15 protein-coding genes and 1 tRNA gene are annotated in these 22,101 nt (G+C 43.0%); 9 read left to right on the plus strand and 7 right to left on the minus strand.

Features of this window, described 5'->3' with window-relative positions; all coding sequences use genetic code 11:
- Positions 1 to 222 precede the first annotated feature (222 nt).
- From ACE3JL_RS17710 to ACE3JL_RS17735, 6 genes are all read left to right on the plus strand, one after another.
- The gene (locus ACE3JL_RS17710) at positions 223 to 2,055 is read left to right on the plus strand and encodes a carotenoid oxygenase family protein (protein ID WP_185237317.1); all 1,833 of its coding nucleotides are present in this window, start codon (positions 223 to 225) and stop codon (positions 2,053 to 2,055) included.
- A complete protein-coding gene (locus ACE3JL_RS17715) occupies positions 2,052 to 8,204 on the plus strand; it encodes an AAA family ATPase (RefSeq protein WP_375328035.1) in 6,153 nt (2,050 codons plus the stop codon). The genes ACE3JL_RS17710 and ACE3JL_RS17715 overlap by 4 nt, the downstream gene beginning before the upstream one ends.
- Positions 8,205 to 8,875: 671 nt before the next feature.
- The gene (locus tag ACE3JL_RS17720) at positions 8,876 to 9,295 is read left to right on the plus strand and encodes a YraN family protein (protein WP_271991973.1); all 420 of its coding nucleotides are present in this window, start codon (positions 8,876 to 8,878) and stop codon (positions 9,293 to 9,295) included.
- Positions 9,296 to 9,946: 651 nt separating this feature from the next.
- Complete coding sequence (gene hemF / locus ACE3JL_RS17725) at positions 9,947 to 10,969, plus strand: oxygen-dependent coproporphyrinogen oxidase (protein ID WP_375328036.1); 1,023 nt, start codon at positions 9,947 to 9,949, stop codon at positions 10,967 to 10,969.
- A 242-nt stretch (positions 10,970 to 11,211) separates the two neighbouring features.
- Complete coding sequence (gene tilS, locus ACE3JL_RS17730; RefSeq protein WP_375328037.1) at positions 11,212 to 12,186, plus strand: tRNA lysidine(34) synthetase TilS; 975 nt, start codon at positions 11,212 to 11,214, stop codon at positions 12,184 to 12,186.
- Positions 12,187 to 12,433: 247 nt separating this feature from the next.
- A complete protein-coding gene (locus ACE3JL_RS17735) occupies positions 12,434 to 14,734 on the plus strand; it encodes an ATP-dependent helicase (protein WP_150978438.1) in 2,301 nt (766 codons plus the stop codon).
- Here the strand turns inward: ACE3JL_RS17735 and ACE3JL_RS17740 are convergent.
- From ACE3JL_RS17740 to ACE3JL_RS17755, 4 genes are all read right to left on the minus strand, one after another.
- On the minus strand, positions 14,699 to 14,938 hold the full coding sequence (locus tag ACE3JL_RS17740) for a DUF6737 family protein (protein WP_272077808.1): 240 nt from the start codon (positions 14,936 to 14,938) through the stop codon (positions 14,699 to 14,701). The genes ACE3JL_RS17735 and ACE3JL_RS17740 overlap by 36 nt on opposite strands.
- Positions 14,939 to 15,037: 99 nt before the next feature.
- On the minus strand, positions 15,038 to 15,919 hold the full coding sequence (locus ACE3JL_RS17745) for a 4-hydroxybenzoate solanesyltransferase (protein ID WP_375328038.1): 882 nt from the start codon (positions 15,917 to 15,919) through the stop codon (positions 15,038 to 15,040).
- A gap of 222 nt (positions 15,920 to 16,141) precedes the next feature.
- The gene (locus ACE3JL_RS17750) at positions 16,142 to 16,639 is read right to left on the minus strand and encodes a DUF427 domain-containing protein (protein ID WP_271990896.1); all 498 of its coding nucleotides are present in this window, start codon (positions 16,637 to 16,639) and stop codon (positions 16,142 to 16,144) included.
- A gap of 58 nt (positions 16,640 to 16,697) precedes the next feature.
- Positions 16,698 to 17,213, minus strand: coding sequence for a DUF1499 domain-containing protein (locus ACE3JL_RS17755; RefSeq protein ID WP_375328039.1), 516 nt, complete (start codon positions 17,211 to 17,213; stop codon positions 16,698 to 16,700).
- A 70-nt stretch (positions 17,214 to 17,283) separates the two neighbouring features.
- Between ACE3JL_RS17755 and ACE3JL_RS17760 the strand changes: the two genes are divergently transcribed.
- On the plus strand, positions 17,284 to 17,487 hold the full coding sequence (locus ACE3JL_RS17760; protein WP_271990901.1) for a hypothetical protein: 204 nt from the start codon (positions 17,284 to 17,286) through the stop codon (positions 17,485 to 17,487).
- A 72-nt stretch (positions 17,488 to 17,559) separates the two neighbouring features.
- Here the strand turns inward: ACE3JL_RS17760 and ACE3JL_RS17765 are convergent, their stop codons facing one another.
- Both ACE3JL_RS17765 and ACE3JL_RS17770 read right to left on the minus strand, forming a co-directional pair.
- Positions 17,560 to 18,024, minus strand: coding sequence for an SRPBCC family protein (locus tag ACE3JL_RS17765; RefSeq protein ID WP_271990903.1), 465 nt, complete (start codon positions 18,022 to 18,024; stop codon positions 17,560 to 17,562).
- 333 nt (positions 18,025 to 18,357) lie between these two features.
- Positions 18,358 to 18,431, minus strand: a tRNA-Pro gene (locus ACE3JL_RS17770).
- 71 nt (positions 18,432 to 18,502) lie between these two features.
- Between ACE3JL_RS17770 and lipA the strand changes: the two genes are divergently transcribed.
- A complete protein-coding gene (gene lipA, locus ACE3JL_RS17775; protein ID WP_375329626.1) occupies positions 18,503 to 19,408 on the plus strand; it encodes a lipoyl synthase in 906 nt (301 codons plus the stop codon).
- On the opposite strand, the gene rdgB is transcribed toward lipA, so the two are convergent.
- Positions 19,371 to 19,964, minus strand: coding sequence for an RdgB/HAM1 family non-canonical purine NTP pyrophosphatase (gene rdgB / locus ACE3JL_RS17780; protein ID WP_375328040.1), 594 nt, complete (start codon positions 19,962 to 19,964; stop codon positions 19,371 to 19,373). The genes lipA and rdgB overlap by 38 nt on opposite strands.
- 89 nt (positions 19,965 to 20,053) lie before the next feature.
- Between rdgB and hflX the strand changes: the two genes are divergently transcribed.
- A complete protein-coding gene (gene hflX, locus ACE3JL_RS17785) occupies positions 20,054 to 21,697 on the plus strand; it encodes a GTPase HflX (RefSeq protein WP_375328041.1) in 1,644 nt (547 codons plus the stop codon).
- Positions 21,698 to 22,101: the final 404 nt, after the last annotated feature.

The following is a 22,101-nucleotide window of genomic DNA, read 5'->3' on the forward strand; positions in this document are numbered from 1 at the left end:
GGAAGTGGGGAAGTGGGGAAATTGAACTAAAACCCCAAAACCCTTTCGGCGGTTCGGCTGAGCTCACCGTCGAAGCCTGAGCTCACGGCCGAAGCCCAAAACCCCAACACCTAAAACCTATCTCCTGTCTCCTGCCTCCTAAATACTGGCTCCCGGCTCCTATCTCCTGACGACTGGCTACTAACCCCACCAACAAACTTTTTGCCGCAAACCCTACTTATTATGAATATGTCAAACAAAGATACTGTCCAAAATACTGTCAACGTTGGTAATTTTAGTCGCTCGCAACTCGGTCGGCCGGATGAGAACAATTTATATAAGGCAGTCGCTACAGTTACCGAGGGACATTGGCCGGAAAATCTGTCGGGATACGTTTTTATCGTCTGTCCTTTTCATAGAAAAAATGACCGTCATTTGTTCTCTGGTGAAGGTGTAATTATTAAATGGGACTTGCAAGGGAAAAATAATCAAGTTAATGTTTACAGTAAAAAACTGAAAACCTGGGATAGTTTCTGGCGAAAAGTCTTACCGATATTTAATATTATTAAAGCCAATTTTCCTGCTGTAATCAGCATTTTGGGTTCTTCAGAAATAGCGAATACTGCTATAGTTAAACTAGAAAAAGTTTCCGAAGATAAACAACTAGAAGAAACCCGATTAATTCTCACTGCCGATGCGGGACGTTACTGGGAAGTGGATCCCGTTTCCCTTGATACTATCACTCCGATTGGTTATTTTGACCAACATCTTGTTTCCGTGCCTTTGTCTTTTTTCCCAGTCCTAGAAAATACTGCTCACCCCTTCTACGACAAAAAGACCAAAGAATTTATCACCTGTGAATTAAAGCTAAAAATTGTATCGGGAGGTATATTAAAAGACTTAGACAACTCGGTGTATGTTGTGCTTTGGGATCAACAAAAACAACTTAAACCCTGGAAACTACAGGGAACTATCCTCGATGGTAGCCCCCATTCGGTTATCGTCACCGAGGATTATATCATGATTCCCGATATGCCTTTTCAGATGGGAGTAGCCAAACTATTAGGTATTAGAATCAAGCCAGAAGAAACCTATCCGAAAACTCAAATTTATCTGGTTAAACGTCAAGACCTCAAGGAAGAAGAAACCACCGTTCCCTCGCGATTAATTACCTTCAATGGCGACAGTTATCACTTCCTTTGTAATTACCATAGTACCAACGGTCAAATTCAGCTGGTGGCCATCCAAAACGCCACTATTAGTTTAACCGAAGCGATCGAAAAAGACGATATCCAACATTTTACTGGTCAGGGTTATCCCCCCGAATACCACGGCATTCCCTGGATGTTTTCCTTTGACCCCGGAGTGCTGCGCAAAGTGGTTATCGAAGATGCCAGGGTGATGAGCGAACAAGCTTTCATCCATCCGGGGTGGTTCTCTACCACTCTCTACACCGCCGACCCACGGGAATTGGAACAGGGATACAGTGCCATTTATCAGGTTTATGCCGGGTATGTGCGCGAGTTAATCTGTCGTCGTCAGTATATGGATTTTCGCGACCAAAGTAATCGCATCCTCAGCGATGCCGAACTTCCCTGTCATGACTTGCCCTCGGTATTAGCTAAGGTTCCCTTCGATAAGGATTGGAATCAGTTAACTGAACAGATTAGCCAAGAAAAAAAAGGCAGTGATACTCATGTATCCCATTTAGGTCGGGGACTACTGGATTTTTATGTTTGTCCTGATGGCTATATTTTAGATAGCATTCAGTTTATTCCCCAAGAACAGGCCTATCTATTGACGACGGTTTTAACCCCGACCAAAGTATTAGAAGCTTGGTTATTTAACCCTGACAATCTCAAGGACGGACCGATTGCTAAACTGAGTTTGCTGGAAGATGTTCACTTTGGTTTTACCTTGCATTCCGAGTATTTCGAGCAGGTGGTCCCTTCTCCCCATCCTTCCGTCTCACAGGTAAATCGAGTTCTGTCAGCCTTGCGGAGTCTGGTCTTGGTTCCCGTAGAATTTTTCCTAGGGAAACCCGCAGCCGTTTACAACCGCCAAGTAAAAAAATGATTGTTCTCAACGGATACGACATTCTTGCCCAAATCTACGAAAGCGTTAACTCGGAAGTCTATCGGGCCATTCGCATCGCCGATAATCAACCGGTTATGCTCAAAATCCTCAAGCAAGAATATCCCACCACCCAAGAACTAACCCACTATAAACAGGAGTATAAAACCATCTGCGGTCTGAACTTCGAGGAGGCGATTAAAGCCTACGGCTTAGAAACCTACCGCAGAACTCCCGTGATTATTTTGGAAGATTTCGGGGGTGTATCCTTAAAAAAATGGCTAGAGGGCAAACCCCTAGCCTTAAGGGACTTTTTAAGCCTTGCACCCCGAATAGTGGCTAATTTAGAGAAAATTCACAACGCTAAGGTTATTCACAAAGATATTAATCCTGCCAATATAGTTCTTAACCCCGAAACCGGACAGATTAAAATCATCGATTTTGGCATTGCTAGTGTTCTGCAGCGGGAAAATCCCGGGCTAAAAAATCCCAACGTTCTGGAGGGGACTTTAGCCTATCTTTCTCCCGAACAAACCGGACGGATGAATCGCAGTCTCGATTATCGCACGGATTTTTATTCCTTGGGCGTTAGCTTCTATGAACTGCTCACCGGACAATTACCTTTTCCAGCTAACGATGCTTTGGAATTAGTTCACTGTCATCTAGCTAAACAACCTTTGGAGATTAATAGTCTCGTCAGGGAGGAAATTCCCCCAGTGGTGGAGGCAATCATCATCAAACTGATGGCTAAAACCCCCGAAGAACGATACCAAAGTGCCTACGGCATTCGAGCAGATTTAGAGGAATGTTTAAGACAACTGGAAACAACGGGTAAAATTGAGGATTTTGTCATCGCTAGGCAAGATCTAGCCAATCAGTTCCAAATTCCCCAAAAACTCTACGGTAGGGAGGCAGAAATCGCCACTCTCCTCACTGCTTTTCAACGGGTAGCCACGGTGGCTAAAAACTCCTCTCACACCGAACTGATGCTAGTTACGGGTTATTCTGGCATGGGTAAAACCACCTTGGTTAAGGAAATTTATCAGCCAATTACTGAAAAACGCGGCTTTTTTATCTCCGGTAAATTTGACCAATTTCAGCGCGATATTCCCTATGCTGCCGTGGTTAGCGCTTTGACTAATCTGGTTAAGCAACTTTTGGGGGAGAGTCAATCACAACTGGAACTATGGCGACAAAAACTCTTAAAGTCTTTGGGGGCGAATGCACGGGTTATTATTGACGTGATTCCCGAACTAGAATTAATTATTGGTTCGCAACCAGAGGTGTTACAATTAGGAGCGATCGCTACTCAAAATCGCTTTAATTTAGTCTTTAAAAATTTTATTCGGGTCTTTTGTTCCCCAGAACATCCCCTAGTCATCTTTCTCGATGATTTACAATGGACAGACTTGGCTAGTCTCCAGTTGATAGAATTAATTATGCTCGATGGCGATATGGACTATTTGTTTTTAATTGGCTCCTATCGCAGTAATGAAATTAATTCCACTCACCCCCTAACCGCTACTCTCGACAAATTAGAGCAAGGGGGCATAATTATCAATCAAGTTATTTTAAAACCTCTGGGTTCTGAACAGGTCAATCAGTTAATTGCTGACACCTTAAACCATTCACCAGAATATGTGCAATCCTTGTCCGCTTTAGTCTGGCAAAAAACCCACGGAAATCCCTTTTTTGTCAATGAATTTCTCAAAACTATCTACTGGGAAAATTTGCTATTTTTCCAATCGGGGCAGCAAACAACCACTAAAAGCGATAATAATAGGGGCTATTGGCAATGGCATCTCGGTCAAATTCAAAGGATTGACAGTACCGATAATCTGATTCAATTTATGATGGGCAAAATGCAGAAATTACCTCCCGAAACCCAGGAGTTTCTAAGTTTAGCAGCCTGTCTTGGGGCAGAGTTTAATTTATCTAATCTGGCGGTTATCTCTGAACAATCACCTTCAGAACTTTTACCAATTTTAAATTATAGTAGCGAAGCAGGTTTAATTATTCCCCTCTCAGAATTAGATGAACAATTACTGATTCAAGAATATAAATTTGCTCATGATCGCATTCAACAAGGAGCTTACGCTCTCATCGAAGACAGCCAAAAAGCCGTAATTCACCTAAAAATTGGTCGCCTAATTTGGCAACATACTTCTATCAACGAATTATCGGAAAAGATTTTTAAAATAGCTGATCATCTCAATCTTGGTTATCAACTAATTAGTGAGGAAAAAGAACGAGAGTCAGTGGCTAACTTGAATTTACTAGCAGCCCAAAAAGCAAAAGCCGCTAATGCCAAAGCTGGAGCCTTAAAATATATCAAAATGGCTCAAAAACTTCTCAAAAAATCAAGCTGGGTAAATAACTATCAACTGACTTTAAATATTTATTCTGAAGCCACAGAAATCGCCTATTTAAGTGGGAACTTTGAGCAAATGCAACGCTGGGCTAATCTCGTATTAAAACAGGCAAAAACTACCCTAGATAAAATCAAAGTTTATGAAGTAATCATCGAAGCGTATCACGCCCAAAATCAAGAACTAAAAGCGGTACAAATTGGTTTATCTGTCCTTAAAAGCTTCGATTTCCAGATTCCTGAATCTTTACAATCATCAGATATTCAAAAAGAACTAACTAAAACCCGCCAAAAATTAGCGGGGCAAAATATCGAAGATTTAAGTAATTTACCGCCGATAAATGAGGAAGAAAAATTAGCAATAATGAAGATAGGGACTGCCATATTTCCTCCTGTTTTTATTGCCGCACCTCATCTCTTACCCATCCTAGTATCAAAACAGGTTAACTTATCAATTGAATACGGCAATAGTTATCTAGCGGCTTTTACTTATGTTAATTATGGCTTAATCCTTTGCGGTATTTTAGAAGATTGGGAAACGGGTTATCAATTTGGACGATTAGCTTTAAACATCGCTGATAAATTTCATGCCAAAGCCCTGATGCCGAAAATAATTGCCGTATTTTCCGCCACTATTAGTATCTGGAAAGAACCGATTAAAAATTCCCTGTCTTTGTTAAAATCTTCCTATCAAACCGGTTTAGAAATGGGCGATCTCTACTACGGAACAACCTGCGCCTATCTTTACTGTTTTCATTCTGCCTTTATCGGACAAGAATTAACAGAATTAGCCCAAGAAATAGCTAACTATGATCTGGCTTTTGTTAAGCTCAAACAAGAAAACCCTCGCAACTATTTAAAAATCTATGGTCAAACAGTTTTAAATCTGCTGAGACACTCGGAAAATCCCGGTCATTTAGAAGGACAGTACTATCAAGAAACTGTTAGGTTACCTTACCATCTAGAGGCTAATGATCTCTACGGTCTTTGTGCTTTATTTGTTAATAAATTATACCTTTGTTATCTATTTGGGCAGCACGAACAAGCTATTAAAAATGCTAACCAAGCCCAAAAGTATCTAGAGGGAGCTACCGCCACATTATTGATTCCTCTGCATAATTTCTATGATTCCCTCGCCCATTTAGCCATTTATAATCATCTGGACAATAACCAAAAACAGCAGGTATTAGAACGAGTTACGAATAATCAGAAAAAGCTGTGGGAATGGGCGAATCAAGCAGCCTCTAACTATCTCCATAAATTTTATTTAGTGCAAGCGGAAAAGGAGCGAGTGCAGCAATCCTATCTAGAAGCCATAGAAAACTACGATCTAGCCATTGCTAAAGCCAAAGAAAATGAATATATTAATGAAGAGGCACTAGCTAACGAACTAGCGGCGAAATTCTATCTCGATTGGGGTAAAGTAAAAATTGCCAAAACCTACATCAATGAAGCTGCCTATCTCTATTCTCTTTGGGGAGCAACAGCTAAAGTCAAAGATATAGAAAGCCGCTATTTTCAGTTAATGGTCAATAACTATAGTTCCAATTACCCGACCGAAACTAGGAGAACTTCCACCAGAAAAAATTCAGCCAGTCATTCGGGAGAACTGTTAGATTTAGCCACGATCATGAAGGCATCCCAAGCCATTTCTAGCGAGATAGTTTTAGATAAATTACTCGCCAACCTGATGAAAATTCTCATCGAAAATGCTGGGGCGCAGCTGGGCTATCTTATCCTAGAAAGCGGCGGACAATTATCGATCGAGGCCTCCGGTTCAGTGCAGGAAGATAGGGTGACAGTCTTTAAATCTAATGCGATCGAAGAACATCTTCCCGTCTCAATTATTAACTATGTAGCCCGGAGCGGTCAAACCGTTCTTAATAACGATGCTGCCCATCAGGGCAATTTTAGCAACGATCCCTATATAAAAACCCATCAAACCAAATCGCTGCTCTGTTCACCTCTCCTTGACCAAGGACAACTGCGGGGAATTGTCTATCTAGAAAATAACCTCACCGTCGGGGCTTTTACTCAAGAAAGATTGGAAGTGCTGCAACTGCTCTCCAGCCAAGCGGCGATCGCAATTACTAACGCCAAACTCTACACCGAAATCAAAGCTAAACAGAGACAACTAGCGCAATTTTTAGAAGCCATGCCAGTGGGGGTATTTGTCCTTGATGCCGACAGTCACCCCTATTATGCCAATCAAACGGCCCAAGAGATTTTAGGAAAAGGGATAGTTAATATCACCACGGCTAATCAGTTGGGGAAAACTTATCAGTTATATCAAGCTGGAACTGATCGATTGTATCCCACCGAAGACCAGCCAATTGTCCGAGCTTTAAGGGGGGAAAAAAACACGATGGATGATCTAGAAATTCACCAAGGAGAGAAGATTATTCCCCTAGAAGTGTATGCCACGCCCGTTTTTGACGAAAAAGGAGAAATTATCTATGCAATCACCGCTTTTACCGATATTACCGAACGAAAACAGGCGGAAGCGGAACGGATTCGCTTTACCGAAGAATTAGCCGAGTATAGCCGCACCCTAGAACAGAAAGTGCAGGAGCGCACCCTAGAACTCAGTCAAACCTTAGAAATTCTCAAGGCCACCCAAGCAGAATTACTGTTTGAAAATGAACTGCTCAGAAGTAGCGAAGAATCTAGCACCTTTGACTATCAAGTGGGGGGCAGTTTACCCATGGATGCCCCCACCTACGTGGTCCGCGCTGCCGACCGTTATCTCTATAAAGCCCTCAAACGCGGCGATTTTTGCTATGTTCTCAATCCCCGTCAAATGGGTAAGTCTAGTTTAATGGTACGCATGATCGATCATCTCCAACACGAGGGCATCTGTTGCGCTCCCATTGATTTAACCCGTATCGGCAGCGAAAATGTCACTTCTGACCAATGGTACAAGGGGATAGCCTTCGAGTTAGGGCGACGTTTTGGCCTGCTCAAAAGGGTCAATTTGAAAGCTTGGTGGCAAGAACGGGAAGATGTCTCGGCAGTGCAGCGCTTGGGCGAATTTATCGAAGAGGTGTTATTACTGGAAGTGGGGATAGTGGACGGCTCACCCCCGAAACCAATCGTGATTTTTATCGATGAAATCGATAGCGTTTTGGGCTTAAATTTCGCAGTTAATGACTTTTTTGCCCTGATTCGTTCCTGCTATAACCAGCGCGGTTTTAACCCGCTCTATCGGCGTTTGACCTTCGCTTTCTTAGGTGTTGTCACCCCCTCCGATTTAATTACCGACCACCAAATCACCCCTTTTAATATCGGTCATTCTATTCAATTGGAGGGTTTTAAAGAACACGAAGCCCAGCCTTTACTGCACGGATTGGCTGAGAAAGTTAGTAACCCGCAAACTGTCTTAAAAGAAGTCTTTGCCTGGACAAATGGTCAACCTTTTCTGACCCAAAAACTCTGTCAGTTGATCCGCACCGCCACCTCGCCGATTCCCCCCAATGGTGAGGCCCTCTGGATTGAGGACTTAGTACAGAAGAAGATCATTGATAATTGGGAATCTCAGGATGAACCAGAACATCTGCGGACTATTCGCGATCGGCTTCTCAACAGTCATCGCTACCAGTTGCTGCTGAGACTCTACGAACGGATTTTAAGGGAAAAAGAAGTGATTTCCGAGGATAGCACCCCAGAAAAAGAGTTACTGTTATCAGGGTTAGTGATCAAAGACCAAGCCCAGCTGCGGATTCATAATCCCATCTATCAAGCAATCTTTAACCTCGATTGGCTGGCCTTGGCAAAATCAACCTAAGACTAAATCCTGTTTAAAAGGTATAGGATAGTGGGAAGTGGGAAGTTAATGACTTTATCCCTATTCCCAATATTACCATCGTTCATCGGCTCTCTTGGATTTGATGGGTAAAATGTATTCTAAGATACAGTCCTGCTGGCGAGGGAGTGGAAAGAACCACAGAGACACAGAGGACACAAAGATCGATCATAATGTAAGTTAAACTTATCACACAGAACCTAGAAGAGCCGTTCATCCTCAAGATTTCATTAATTCCCAATAATTAAGCAGCAAATCCGACATACCGCACCAAAATCCCTTACGGAAGCGGATAGTTCGCCTGAGAAGGGGTAAAACAGGGAAACGCATTTTCCCTGTCAATCCCTGAGTTAGGGAGAAGAATGTAAAGATTTATTAAATTGTAGCGTAGGATACCTTAATCCCACTAAACAGTACTGGCTATTCTGCTAGATTGAATTGCACGGAGTTTCTCGACGCAAACCATCTTGACCCAATACCGACGATTCATGTTCTGCAATTGACACTCTACATCTATGCTTCGTAGTAATTCCGGGGGAAAATCAAGACTAATTTGTTGCTTAACCTGAAAATTACCTGTGAGAAGACGAGATAATAAATCAATGTTGTTCCCTGTTCCCTGTTCCCTGATCACTGTTTACCGATAACTGAATATGACAACCGTGGGGGAATTGGGCGAAAATTTGGTAGCGGACTGGTTGCAATTACAGCAATGGCATATCCTCCAGCGTCGTTGGCGTAGTCCTAGCGGTGAAATCGATTTAATCGTCTTGTCTAAATCTCAGGCGATTCTCGCTTTTGTTGAGGTAAAAACCCGCAGTGCTGGCAATTGGGATTTAGGGGGCAAATTAGCGATCGATGACCGTAAACAGGAGAAAATTTATCAAGCTGCCCAGATATTTCTCTCTTTTCATCCCACGTGGTCGGATTTGGCCTGTCGCTTCGATGTGGCTTTGGTTAGTTGTCAAAAAAGCTCTCTATCAGCTTTACCTGAGTTTTCCCTTGATTATCCCTGTCAGCTACGGAGAGGTTATCAATTGCAGTTACAGGAATATCTCGTAGCAGTTTTCTAAAAACACAATATGCCCGCCTAGGGAGGCGGGCTTTATCTTGTACAAACGATATGGACTCCTAAAAAATTAACGGACTCAATACAATAGAGGTTTACAGAACTCACAACAGTCTATTTATCAACTATCAAAATCTCTCAGTTTACCGACTCAGGTGCTGATTACGGCCCACTCCATCTATCCTATCTTGAGCGACAGAGGCGAAACCATACTTTACTTTACAAACTTCGAGAATCTGCGTCCGATTTAGCTGTTGTGTCGATCCAGAGCAGGTGGCACAGGCTCTAGGTCTTTTTGTCCAGAAGGAAGTTGAGTCGCTTCCTTTGTGCCTTATGTTCTTAAGATAACACGTTTGTCAGGACTAGATCGACCCTGTAATTAAAGTTTACACTTATTGATTTTTAGCAAAAATTACTGTTACAAAACTATAAATAAGTGGAGGTTGGGGGGGTAGATACTCTTCTGATACCAGGCACGGCCACTGTTTGAGATATTTTTTAGTTTAGCCTTGTCTTCTTTGACGATGCTCTGCTCAACTTTGTCAAACACCTATAATTGTAAGCTCATCTAAATGTTAAGTTAAGTATCGAAGAGCAGCCGTTTTATCACCCAGTAGTAATATAATCACTAAGTTATCAATTTTGATCCTTGAGTATGACTGCATTGACCACAACTCCCACTCTTGCCAATTTGCCCGCCAGTGACAGCCGTAGCCGCGTCAGTGAATTTATGAAATCCCTACAGGATGAAATTTGTCGGGGATTAGAAGAAGTGGATGGACAAGCAAAATTTATCGAAGATAGTTGGCAACGGCCTGAAGGTGGTGGCGGACGTTCGCGAGTTTTGCGGGAAGGGGCAATTTTTGAACAAGCAGGGGTGAATTTTTCGGAAGTTTGGGGGAAAGAATTACCTCCTAGCATTGCCAAACAACGGACCGAGGCTGCTGGTCATCAATTTTATGCCACGGGAACCTCGATGGTTTTACATCCTCGCAATCCTTATATTCCCACAGTTCACCTCAATTATCGCTATTTTGAAGCCGGTCCAGTTTGGTGGTTTGGCGGTGGTGCCGATTTAACTCCCTACTATGCTTTTGAAGAAGATGCTAGTCATTTTCATCGCACTTTTAAACAGGTTTGCGACCAACATCATCCCGAATATTATCCCGTTTTTAAACGCTGGTGTGATGAATATTTTTATCTCAATCATCGTCAGGAAGCCAGAGGCATCGGTGGGATTTTCTTTGATTACCAAGACGGTTTAGACCCTCTCTATCGGGGTCCTTTTGCCGAAAGTGATGCGGCTATCTATTCAGAAAAATTATCTCCCCAACAACCCCGCAACTGGGAAGAAATTTTTAGTTTCATTAATGACTGTGGCCGAGCTTTTCTACCCGCTTATGTTCCCATTGTCCAGAAACGGCACTCGACGGAATACGGTGACAGAGAACGTCAGTTTCAACTCTATCGTCGCGGTCGTTATGTAGAATTTAATTTAGTTTATGATCGTGGCACAATTTTTGGGTTGCAAACTAACGGTCGTACCGAATCAATTTTGATGTCTTTACCTCCTTTAGTCCGTTGGGAATACTGTTATCAACCTGCACCCAACACCCCAGAAGCAAAACTCTATGATGTCTTCCTAAAACCCCAAGATTGGGTTAATTGGCAAGGTTAAATCAGTTATCAGTTATCAGTTATCAGTTATCAGTTATCAGTTATCAGTTATCAGTTATCAGTTATCAGTTATCAGTTATCAGTTATCAGTTATCAGTTATCAGTTATCAGTTATCAGTTATCAGTTATCAGTTTACCGTTCACTGAAAATACTTCCCAATTTATAATTCATAATTCATAATTCCCTCTCCCTTCTCTTTTTCTGGTTATCTGTCATTTGTCAAGTAAATAAATCTAAAAATTTTGGCTAATTTTTGGACACCTCTCCATACTCGTCTGGAAACCACAGTCAAAAAGGGACAATTACTACCTAAAAATGCGTCTCTGTTAGTGGCATTGTCTGCGGGTCAGGATTCTCTCTGTTTAGGTCAATTATTGCTAGATTTGCGCTCTCGTTGGGGTTGGCAACTAGCGATCGCTCATTGTGATCACCGTTGGTCCTACGACCAAGGATTAGTGGCTCATGTGCAGAAAATCGCCGCAATTTGGCAATTACCCGTTTATATTGCCACCGCACCCCCCATGGCGGAAACGGAAGCCAAAGCAAGACAATGGCGTTATCAAGCTTTACAAACAATCGCCCAAGAACAGGGTTTTAATTATCTTCTCACGGCACACACGAGGAGCGATCGAGCGGAAACTTTTCTTTATAATCTCATGCGCGGAGCGGGTAGTGATGGACTTTCTGCCCTAACTTGGTTGACAAGTTTAACCCCGGATATTTTTTTAGTCCGTCCCCTCTTAAATGTCACTCGCGGGGAAACTTTCGCTTTTTGTCAAAGTCGAGAATTACCGATCTGGTACGATCGAGCTAATGAAAATTTACGCTATGCTCGCAATCGCATCCGTCAGGAATTATTACCCTACCTGCAAACTAATTTAAACCCCCAAATTGAAAAACATCTCGCCCAAACTGCCGAAATTTTGGAAGCAGAAAGCGATTATTTAGATAGTATTGCCCGGGATATTTTTCGTCAGGTTATCGATCTAGATCAACAAAGACTCGAACGCTCCCCTTTACAAATTCTACCTCTAGCGATACAAAGACGAGTGATTCGTTTATTTTTAGCTCAATATTTACCCTCATCACCTAATTTTGCCGAAGTTGAGTCAGTGGTTAATCTTATTACTGGTGTTAATCGCGATGCCACTTCTTCCTTAACTGGCAAAATTCGGGTAGAAGTACAACAAAATTGGCTACATATCAGTTATCAGTGATCAGTTATCAGTTATCAGTGATCAGATTACAGGGTTCTCTTATTCTTTGTGTGATCAGTTTAACTTACTATAGAAGCGATCAATCTTTGTGTCCTCTGTGTCTGGAGTGGTTCCTTCCACTCCCTCGCCAGCAGGACTGTATCTTAGAATACATTTTACCCACCAAACCTAAGAGAGCCATTACAGTTTTAAGTGGACAGTGTTAATAGTAATACAATTAAACTAAAAATAAAATTGGCGGGGCATAATGAGCGAAACTAAAGTAATTAATCGAGAAAATTTACTGGTCAATCTCCGGCAACAACTGCGTGTAGGACAACAGGAATTAGCCGATTGGCAAGGGGGAAAAATGGCCATTTCTGCGGTGCCGGGGGCGGGAAAATCCCACAGTTTGGCCGTAGCTGCCGCTATGGTTATTGCTCGTGAGCAACTTCATGCTAAAAAACAGTTAATTATTGTCACCTACACCCGCTCGGCTGCCGCTAGTATTAAAGCTAAAATTAAACAACGCTTGCAAGATTTACAGCTTTCTGCTCAAGGGTTCAGCGTTCAAACTCTGCACGGACTGGCTCTACAATTGGCCCGTCGTTACCCGGAATTATCGGGATTAGACCTCGAATCTTCTACATTAGTTATTCCGACTCCTAGCCACAGAATTATTAGAAACTCGGTGGAAAAATGGCTAATTGCCGATCCAATTCGTTATCAAAAGTTATTAGAAGGAGTAGAATTTGATGGGGAAGAAACCGAAAGATTACGCCGTCAATCGGTGCTGAGAACCGAAATTTTACCTAGTCTTGCTTATGCGGCCATTCATGAGCTAAAAAGTTCGGGATTATCACCGCAGCAAGTCTGGGAATTAAGCCACTATAGCGACGATAATTATCAAATTCTCGCTATTGCTAGTGGTTTGTACCAACAGTATGAAATCCTGATGCGTCAGAAAAACTACATAGATTATGATGACATGATTTTAGGAGCCTTGCGAGTATTAGAGGAAGAAAAAATTCGCCAACAATGGCAAAAATCTGTCTTTGGAGTCTTTGAAGATGAGGCACAGGATTCTAGTCCTCTCCAAGAAAAACTAATTACTATTTTAGCAAAAAATAATGACGAGGAAATACCTAATTTAATTCGCGTTGGCGATCCCAATCAAGCCATTAATTCCACCTTTACTCCCGCCGATCCTGTTTACTTTAATTGGTTTTGTGAAAGTTGTCAAAATGAAGGCAATTTATCCACTATGAACCAAGCAGGTCGCAGCAATACTAAAATTATTGAAGCTGCTAATTTAGTGTTACAATGGGTCGATCGAGATTGGAAACAGGGAAAAGATAATCATAAAGTTACCGAGGCTCCTTTTCGAGTTCAAGCGATTCTTCCCGTCGGCGCTGAAGATTCCCAACCTAATCCAGTTAAGGAGGGAAAAGGATTAGAAATTTATCAACCCGATGACATTTATCAAACAGTGGAATTAATCGAAAAACGTCTAGTTAAATTACTCCAAGAAAACCCTCAACATAATGCCGCTATTCTCGTTAGAGAAAATCGACAAGGACACTTTTTTGCTCAAAAATTCGCCCATTTTTATAAAAGTTATCAGATCAGAATTTTTGAAGCTAACGAAATTGATCGCTTTTCCCAAATTCCCGCCGAAATGCTGAAACTATTGGCTTTTGTCGAACGTCCCCACTCTCCTGATTATCTGAAAGCGGCCTTAGAAGTGTTACAATTGAGGGGTTTAATTACTGCCCAAGATTTAAATCCTTTAGTTACCTATCCCGAACAATTTCTTTATCCTACTCCCCTCGATCCTGAACTGAAATCTAACGAAAAAATCGCCCGTCGTTATTGCTGCAGTTTACTAAAAGCTAGATTAGAATTACCCCATTATCAACTCCTATCTTTTTTCGCTATGACTCTCCAATATTCTGGGTCAGAATTAGCAACTTTGCAAAAATTAACCGCCCGTATTTATCAGGAAACTGCTGGTAATAGTTCTCTCAAAAATACCATTAATACTCTTAATGAAATTATCGCCTCTGAGCGATTTGAAGGGGTGGAAGAAGATAACGACGATTGTTATACTCGTCCCGGACAACTGACGATTATTACTATGCACAAAGCCAAGGGTTTAGACTGGGATTATGTTTTTATTCCCTTTCTTCATGAAGATATTATCCCGGGCAAACCTTGGGTTCCCAATGGGGCAAAGTTTTTGGGAGATTTTAGCCTTGCAGAAGTGGCCCGGGCGCAAATTCGAGCAGCAGTTCATCAACGCTATTTAAACCCCGACAGCATACCAATTATTCCCCCACCTTTAAGCGCTTGGTTAGAAGCTGGACAACTTAAAAAAGCTGAAGAATACCGACTTTTGTATGTAGCGATGACGCGAGCAAAAAGACTTTTATGGATGTCGAGTGAAAAAAAAGCTCCCTTCCGTTGGAACACTTTTCGCGGAGATGAAAGTAGTCAATTACAGGATAAAAATCCCTGTCCTGTCTTTCCTGTTTTAATCAATGCTTTCCCCGATTCTTTCTGTGTTTAACTGTTGCTGCAGCGTCCGCGGATAAAGAATTAGGAAGACAAACCACCAGAGGAGTATGGGAACAGATAAGAGTAGGGTTAACCAGAGACGCTGAGTTAAAAACCAACACCCAGCAATCAGGGTAATTCCTGTCAACAAAATCGACCAAGGTTGACACCAACGGGGTTTGTGGTCCCAAACGCTACTAGATTTCGAGTTAGACATTGGTTAAGGTTCGGTAATTTACTAACTTGATTTTAGAGCGATCGAGCTTAAAAACGCTTGGGAAGACCGAAAGAGTCAAAAATTACTCGATTTACTTATTTAAAAATAACTTCCCCCAATCATAGCCGCTAATAAAATAAAACCGACCCAAACATTTTGACCGAACATTTGACCATAAACTGGTTTAGGTAAATCCGATTGACGTAACAGCCGGTATTGACGCAGCCAAGCGATCGCAGCTAGACCCAACCCTAGCCAAAAAGAGGATGATAACTGCATTTTTTGCCCCTCCCAAGCCAATAAACCCACTGTTATGGCAAAAAAGACCCCCACGGCTTCTGGGGCGTATTTGCCGAAAAATATGGCACTGGAGTTAATACCAACCTTGAGATCATCCTCTCGATCGGACAGAGCATAAATTGTATCAAATGCCAATGTCCAAAAAATCACCGCTCCCCATAATATAAATGTATTACTATCTAACGACCCGGTGACGGCACTCCAACAGATTAAAACCGCAAAACCCCAAGCGAGAGAAAGAACCAATTGGGGTACAGGAAAAAAACGCTTGGCGAGAGGATAGCAGATAATCAAGGGAACGGCGGCTAAACATAGGCAAAAACTCAGGAAATTCAGATATAAAGCTAAAATCGCGGCGCAAAAGAAAGCAATCAGAGCGATAATCAAACCAACCTTGATCGATAAAGCTCTGGCCGCTAAAGGACGGTTACGAGTGCGATCGACTTGTGGATCGATATCCCGATCCCAAAGATCGTTAACCACACAGCCGGCGGCGCTAGTGGCCAAAGTTCCCAAAATGATCACCCCGATCAAGGGTAGTGGTGGCACCCCGTCTGCCGCCAAAAATACCGCCCATAAAGCGGGAACCATCAAAATTAACCTACCGGCGGGTTTATCCCAGCGCAAGAGGCGAATAATCGTCATCCAAGTGGGTTCTAGATCGGGTTGGGATATAGTCATAATTTCTCGTAAAAAGTAGAAACTAGGAGTTAAGGGGAATTATGAATTATAAATTATGAATTATGAAGTGGGAAGTGGGGTGTGGGGTGTGGGGTGTGGGGTGTGGGGTGTGGGGAGAAAATTAATGAATTTTGGCCAGTAGCTGCCTTTTGCCTTTTGCCTTTTGCCTTTTGCCTTTCCTAACCAAGAAGTTAATTTTGCACGACTACTTACTTAACGTGATTACCAGCCCCAACTATTGGGAACGCCTTTAAACGGACCAACTACATCGGAGGTTATCCATCCCCCGTAAAAGTTGCCCGGTTGCGGTTGTACTAATTCCCCGTCGGCATAACAAGCGGTCATTTTGGCAGGATAAAAAGCCAGATAATTCTTAATTGCTTGAAACTCTGGTGTCGGATCCGGATAATACCAAGCGACGTTAATTGCCTGTTGATCCCCAACGGTGATATTGTAATATCCCGCTAGACCTTTCCACTCACAAAAAGACTTTTCTGCTGTGGCTTGCAGGTATTCCATTTTAATATCTTGGGGCGGTAGATAATAAACTGGAGGATGACTGGTTTCTAGAACTCGATAACTGCTTTTAGTCTCGGCAATTGTCACACCATTAAAGATGATTTTTAGGTGTTTAGGCGATAATTCTAGGCGCGGGGGACGAGGATAATCCCAGACGGATTCCTGTCCTGCTTTTGCTGGTATCGGTTGGGGACGAAACATAATTTTTCTTATATTATTCTCCGAGTCAGTAAACAGTAAACAGTATTCAGTTTACTGTTTACTGTTTACTGATCACTGAAAAGAGTTTTCTCAAGGTTTCCACTCGTTCTCGATTGACATTTAAATCCGATTCTCCTAACCGGGAGGCCGAGCGAACATCGATCGCATTTTTGCTAGGATTAAGAGAAAATTCCAGATCATCGACAAATCCCATCCATTGACTGCTAAATTCGGCGTAGAGATAGTTACTATCTTGGTTAATAATTTTAGTTCTCGGTTGGGAAGCGATAATTTTAGCTAATTGCTCGATCGCTTGTTCCCCGCTACCCTGATAACTAAGGGGTTCGATCGAATGAGCCGGATCCTGACTCTGACTACTAACACAATTAGGAGTGACCGGACAAGGGGCCAGTTTACCCTCCCTGACTCCCAAATAATCGGGACGAGTACCAGCGAATAAACTGACGCTATCGGGAGCAATTAACCTAATTCCTAGCCAGATGAGCAGTATTCCCAGGAAAATAAACGGGGTTAGCCGGAAAGATTTTTTCACCGTGTCGGAAGTTTCAGTCATGCTAGTCTCACAGAATCACTTCAATTAACTTAACATTGATAGGTGTGACAATATCAGGAGATAGAATAAGATGTTTCTCGATGAATTACAACCCGTTGTTAAAGAACTGATTCAACAACCGATCGCTTTTTTCGGTGGTTTTGCCTCTGGATTACTCCACTTGAAACTTTCGGACGATCCCCTCAAAACATGGTTAGAAGAGCAGGGATTAGTCAGTTTTAACGACAATAATCAGGATAACGGCAACAGTCCCCAGTCGATCTTGATCGATTAGGGATCAGGGGTTAGCTGTTGGGGGTGAGGGTATTCTCCCATCCCCAAAACCCCCGCTTACCACCCCATCAGCTTAACTTGTTGCTGAAAGTAGATAAATTTCTTCGGCTACTCGTTTTAAGCGTCTTAATTGCGCTTCCATATCCTTTTTAGTCCATTTAGCGGCGAATTGCTGAAATCCCCACCCCACAATCGGATTAGGAATCGCAAACTCAAAACGATTGATTAAACAAGTGCCGCTGTCATTGGGTTGACATTCCCAGCGATCGCATCCGCGGAAAAAGCCTTCAAATTGCCAGACAATTAACCCCGGTTCCCTCTCAATCACCGTACTTTTTAGCGTCGGCTGAATTAGGGGAATTTGAATCAAAAAACGACTTCTCCCACCGATATCGGTCTTCCAATCGCCGATAGGTTCACAAACTAACACCGGATTCAACCAACGACGCATTAACTCTAAATCCGTGATACAACGCTCCACCGTCGTCGCACTAGCTTTAATCTGAATTGATTGTTCAAATACTTGACAAGATGACATTGATCTGCTTATAAATTGCTGGCTGAGAATTATCAGTGTTCGGACAAAAGTAAAGTTAACTATTGTTTATTTATGTGCGACTACTGACAGCGTTTTTTATTTTAACTTAAGTAAAGATGTGATCAATGGACAGGATCGGGGTAAGCTAAGACCCATTTTAACCGCCTATCTTCATATCCTTAGATTAGCTGAATCTGTCCCAATCCCTTTATTGTTGGCTGTTGCAAAAGTGCCTCATCTCAACCCGCAATTCCATGTGTGGGCAGCTTCTCTGACAATTTTTAACACCTACCTGCTTAACCGCAGAGCAGATTACACCTTGATTGTCTTTAATCGGGATGACAGGATTCGAACCTGCGGCCCCTTCGTCCCGAACGAAGTGCGCTACCAAGCTGCGCTACATCCCGAAAATTTTTAGCTAAATCATCATAGCATATTTTGCCTTGAGTGGGTCGAGACTTGCTAGGATATTAGGGATATAGGCAAAAATTATCGGAGTAGTTCAGGCGTGACGGTCAAACCAGAGTGGTTACGGGTAAAAGCACCGCAATGGCAACGAGTCGGCAGTGTTAAGGAGGTTTTACGGGATTTAGGCTTAAATACCGTTTGTGAGGAGGCTTCCTGTCCTAATATCGGCGAATGTTTCCACGCGGGGACGGCTACCTTTTTAATTATGGGTCCTGCTTGCACTCGCGCCTGTCCTTACTGTGATATAGATTTTGAAAAAAAACCGCAACCTTTAGACTCCAAGGAACCCCAACGACTAGCGGCAGCCGTGCAACGTCTTGACCTTAATCATGTAGTGATCACTTCTGTCAATCGCGATGATTTGGCTGATGGTGGCGCTAGTCAATTTGTCAGTTGTATCGAGGAAATCCGCCGTATTTCACCGAAAACCACCATCGAAGTCCTTATTCCCGATCTTTGTGGCAATTGGCAAGCTTTAGCTTTAATTCTTGCCGCTAAACCTGAAGTTTTAAACCACAATACCGAAACTGTCCCCCGTCTCTATCGTCGCGTGCGTCCCCAGGGTGATTACCAGCGTTCCCTAGAATTATTGCAGCGCGCTCGCGCTATTGTTCCCGCTACCTACACAAAATCGGGCATTATGGTGGGATTGGGGGAAACCGACGAGGAAGTGCGGCAAGTGATGGGCGATTTACGGGCCGTCGATTGTGATATTCTCACCATCGGGCAGTATCTGCAACCATCGTCAAAACATCTCGGTGTCCGGGAATTTATCACCCCTGAACAGTTCCACGCTTGGCGCGAATACGGGGAGTCGCTGGGATTTTTACAAATTGTTGCGAGTCCCTTGACAAGAAGCTCTTATCATGCTGAACAAGTCAGAGCCTTGATGAATTTATATCCGCGAGAGTCTTGAGATGGGGCAGCAATTGCTGAAAAGCTCGTCCTCGGTGGCTAATTTTTCTTTTTAATTCGGGAGACATTTCCGCAAAAGTTAAAGCGTATTCGGGGACATAAAAAATCGGATCGTAACCAAAACCACCCTCACCCCTAGGACTGGTGAGAATTTCTCCTGTACAGATTCCTGTAGAACTAAAGGCAATCTCACCATCGGGACTAGCGATCGCAATTACACAGACAAAACGGGCCGATCGATCCTGATTATCCCCTAATTCTCTGACTAGGCGATCGATTCTTTCTCGATCATTTTGACCATAGCGGGCCGAGTAGATTCCCGGGGCATTTCCTAACCCAGTTACTTCCAATCCCGAATCATCAGCGATCGACCATTCTCCCAATGTTAGGGCAATTTGAGCAGCTTTTAAATAAGCATTTTCGGCAAAAGTCGTCCCTGTTTCCTCTATCTCTAAATAATCAGGTTTTAACTGCAATTCTAGGTCGATATCGGTTAAGTATTCGCCTATCTCTGCTAATTTACCCGGATTGCTCGTGGCTAGAATTAATTTTTTCATAATCGCTACAATAATACATAAAACCCCAATTGTGAGGAAAGCCTATCGATACCATCTTCGGCAATACCCAGGGACTGAAAGCTAGTCAGATGAAACAGCTACAAAGGCTGTATCATGAACGCTTGCCTATCGACACTCTCACCACCCCAGAATTCGCCCAAAGACTCGCGGCCATTAGTACCGATATCCATCAACCCCTCTGCACCTATATCAACCGTCGCGGCCAGGTAATTCGAGTGGGAGTAGGAACCCCCCGACAAACGCAATTTTCTCTCTTGGAGTTACCCCGCTACGGTTCCGAACGTCTTTGCGGAATTCGTTGCATCGCCACGGAACTTAAGCAGGAACCGCCAAAAGAATCCAGTTTAACGGCCATGGCTTTGCAAAGATTAGACGCACTGGTGATCCTAACATTAACTGGTACAGGCATGATCCGTCGCGGTGGTGGGGCGACCGGTTATGTGGAGCAAGTCTATTTGGCGCATCTCACACCACAAAGTCAAACAAATGTCAATAGTAATATATACTGGTCTGTCTCCCCGCCCTTAAATCTAGAGGATTTAAGCAAACAGGACTTTTTAGAGTTAGTGGAAGGACTAGAGGCGGAGTTTCAGCGAGAATTTACCGCTATAACCGTTGATACAGCCGAAGATCGGGTGCTATTGGTTGGTTTAATGACCGACAACATGAGCGATCGCCAGTTTGAGGACGGTTTAAGCGAATTAGAACGTTTAGTTGATACCGCCGGTGGCAAAGTTTTGCAAGTCACCCGACAAAAACGGGATCATCCCCATCCTCAAACAGTGATCGGTTCGGGAAAAGTGGCAGAAATCGCCTTACAGGTGCAAACTTCGGGGGCTAACTTAGTCGTGTTCAATCGCGACCTTTCTCCCGCCCAAATTCGCAATCTAGAGAACCAAATCGGGGTGAGAGTGGTTGATCGCACCGAGGTGATCCTGGATATTTTCGCCCAACGGGCCCAATCCCAAGCGGGTAAACTACAGGTAGAATTAGCCCAATTAGAATACACTTTACCCCGTCTCACCGGGCGCGGATTAGCCATGTCGAGATTAGGGGGAGGAATTGGCACTCGCGGACCGGGGGAGACAAAATTAGAAACAGAACGTCGAACTATTCAACGTCGTTTATCCCGTCTCCAAGATGAGGTGGATCAACTGCAAGCTCATCGTTCCCGTTTACGCAAACAACGGCAAAAACAAGAGGTGGCCAGCGTGGCGATCGTTGGTTACACCAATGCGGGAAAATCTACTTTAATTAATGCTCTCACCGCTGCCGAAGTTTATACCGCCGATCAACTGTTTGCTACCCTTGATCCCACCACTCGACGCTTAACTATTACCGATCCCCTCACCCAAGTCTCTCACCCCCTCTTACTAACCGATACGGTGGGTTTTATCCATGAATTACCCCCCTCGCTGGTGGATGCTTTTCGGGCAACTTTAGAGGAAGTAACGGAAGCAGACGCATTACTACATCTGGTGGATCTCTCCCATCCAGCTTGGGAAAGTCAGATTGCCTCGGTATTAAAAATCCTCTCCCAGATGCCGATTCAAACCGGTCCGATGTTAATGGTGTTTAATAAGTTGGATCGGGTAAAAAGCGAGGATTTGGAAATAGCTAAGGAAAAATATCCCCAAGCTGTTTTTATCTCGGCTATTCGTCGGATCGGACTGGAAACTTTAAAACAAAAGTTAATCGATTTAATCGCCTAACTAGAGCAGTAAGGAGTCCCACAGAAATAATTTGAAGATTTAATCCTAAAAAATGATATGATAGAGATAGACACGGCGTTTATCAAGCCTGTGTGGTACAGTTAAACCTTTGCTGATTAAGCTTTTCAACATTGATAATGTACCTCTCGCAAACAGGAACCGCTATAGACTAAGCTGTACACTTCATACTTTTTCCGTCTAGGGAAGAGTATTGATCTATCTTGTCTGAGACCCTTGATTTTACCTATATGTTGTACAATGTCTCCCTTTTTCTTGGCTCCATCAGAGATTGTGATGGAGACCTATTTGATTTATTTGCCCAGTCAAGAAATCCTAACTCTCATTTATTAATCCGAGAAACTCATAACCGAAAATTGAACCATCTCGAAGAGAGGCCAATAATT

The sequence above is a fragment of the Microcystis sp. BLCC-F210 genome (assembly GCF_042134685.1).
Lineage (GTDB): Bacteria > Cyanobacteriota > Cyanobacteriia > Cyanobacteriales > Microcystaceae > Microcystis > Microcystis aeruginosa_D.

Excerpts from the sequence above, each read along its gene's own strand:
- hflX (WP_375328041.1), top strand. The coding sequence starts at position 20,054 with ATGAAACAGCTACAAAGGCTGTATCATGAACGCTTGCCTATCGACACT.
- ACE3JL_RS17765 (WP_271990903.1), bottom strand. The coding sequence starts at position 18,024 with ATGTCATCTTGTCAAGTATTTGAACAATCAATTCAGATTAAAGCTAGT.
- ACE3JL_RS17745 (WP_375328038.1), bottom strand. The coding sequence starts at position 15,919 with ATGACTATATCCCAACCCGATCTAGAACCCACTTGGATGACGATTATT.
- ACE3JL_RS17740 (WP_272077808.1), bottom strand. The coding sequence starts at position 14,938 with ATGTCTAACTCGAAATCTAGTAGCGTTTGGGACCACAAACCCCGTTGG.
- ACE3JL_RS17760 (WP_271990901.1), top strand. The coding sequence starts at position 17,284 with ATGTTTCTCGATGAATTACAACCCGTTGTTAAAGAACTGATTCAACAA.
- ACE3JL_RS17755 (WP_375328039.1), bottom strand. The coding sequence starts at position 17,213 with ATGACTGAAACTTCCGACACGGTGAAAAAATCTTTCCGGCTAACCCCG.
- ACE3JL_RS17720 (WP_271991973.1), top strand. The coding sequence starts at position 8,876 with ATGACAACCGTGGGGGAATTGGGCGAAAATTTGGTAGCGGACTGGTTG.
- ACE3JL_RS17735 (WP_150978438.1), top strand. The coding sequence starts at position 12,434 with ATGAGCGAAACTAAAGTAATTAATCGAGAAAATTTACTGGTCAATCTC.
- hemF (WP_375328036.1), top strand. The coding sequence starts at position 9,947 with ATGACTGCATTGACCACAACTCCCACTCTTGCCAATTTGCCCGCCAGT.
- rdgB (WP_375328040.1), bottom strand. The coding sequence starts at position 19,964 with ATGAAAAAATTAATTCTAGCCACGAGCAATCCGGGTAAATTAGCAGAG.
- ACE3JL_RS17715 (WP_375328035.1), top strand. The coding sequence starts at position 2,052 with ATGATTGTTCTCAACGGATACGACATTCTTGCCCAAATCTACGAAAGC.
- ACE3JL_RS17710 (WP_185237317.1), top strand. The coding sequence starts at position 223 with ATGAATATGTCAAACAAAGATACTGTCCAAAATACTGTCAACGTTGGT.
- ACE3JL_RS17750 (WP_271990896.1), bottom strand. The coding sequence starts at position 16,639 with ATGTTTCGTCCCCAACCGATACCAGCAAAAGCAGGACAGGAATCCGTC.